This is a genomic window from Peribacillus sp. P4_C12, from assembly GCF_056402095.1.
This window is the reverse complement of the sequence record NZ_JBFUIB010000912.1, coordinates 1-1060: the sequence shown is the minus strand read 5'-3', so window position 1 is coordinate 1060 and position 1060 is coordinate 1. Positions and strand designations below refer to the sequence as shown.

2 protein-coding genes are annotated in these 1060 nt (G+C 38.7%); both read left to right on the top strand.

All coding sequences use genetic code 11. The annotated features are described in order from the left end of the window. Positions 1-418 precede the first annotated feature (418 nt). Positions 419-712 (top strand): PhoD-like phosphatase N-terminal domain-containing protein, encoded by a 294-nt coding sequence (locus tag AC1DUW_RS30165; RefSeq protein ID WP_477644360.1) that lies wholly within the window; start codon positions 419-421, stop codon positions 710-712. 76 nt (positions 713-788) lie between these two features. Then, on the top strand, positions 789-1060 hold a 272-nt coding region (locus AC1DUW_RS30160; RefSeq protein WP_477644359.1), incomplete at its 3' end, for an alkaline phosphatase D family protein.

The following is a 1060-nucleotide window of genomic DNA, read 5'->3' as shown; positions in this document are numbered from 1 at the left end:
GCCATTGAAGATCGAATTAGGAATACAGCTTAAGATTTAACTTTTTAGTGTCCAAAACATTGACTAAAATCCAGTATTTGTTAATTTATTTACAACATTGTTAAATATCTATAGTTTGTATATAGTTTCGGTAAATTTGGTCATGTCCTCTCTCAATCAATGTTATTTATATATAATATGTCAGACTATTTGACAAGGTTCGATAATAACTTACATATCTTCTTAGGGGAGTAAAAGTTGAGGTACGAAAAATGGTTGAACGAATTTAATTCTAAAAAATTGAGTTGCAGAAATTTTTTGGGTACATCTGGCAAAGTAGCTTTAGCTACAACAATTGGGCTAACAACCTCTAATTCATTGGCAAATAAGGATGTAGAAGCTTTATTCACATCTAATGAATATCCATTTACTCTAGGAGTTGCATCCGTTACCAGATGGCGTCGTATTATGGACAAGATTAGCTCCTGATCCTACTGCTGGAGATGGTTTAGGTGGGATGATGGATAAAAGTATTCGTGTCGAGTGGGAAATGGCAGAAGATGAAAAGTTTAATAAGGTAGTAAGACACGGAACAGAGGTAGCAATGTCAGAGCTTGCTCATTCTGTTCACGCAGAAGTATATGACCTGAAACCAGGACGGGAGTATTATTATCGATTTAAAACTGGAAATGAGATAAGTCCAGTAGGAAGGACCAAAACGGCTCATGCATGAGGAACACATTTAAACAGTCTTTCGTTGGCGTTTTTGCCAACTCTGGGTGGGAGGCCGTTACGCTGCCTACCGTGATATGGCACAGGGAGACTTCGATTTTGTTTTCCATCTTGGAGACTATATCTATGAGAAAAAGACCTCGGAAACCCTTGCAGATTTCTGTATCTACATGCTCTTTATAAAACTTCACCAGACTTACAGGCTGTCCATGCAGCGTTTCCCGTTTATTGTAACGATAGATGATCATGAGGTAGAAAACGACTGGGCGAATGGCATTTCACAACCGGATGGGGAGGAATCCAATCAGAATTTTCTTGCCGTTCGGGCTGCAACGTTCCAGGCATATTA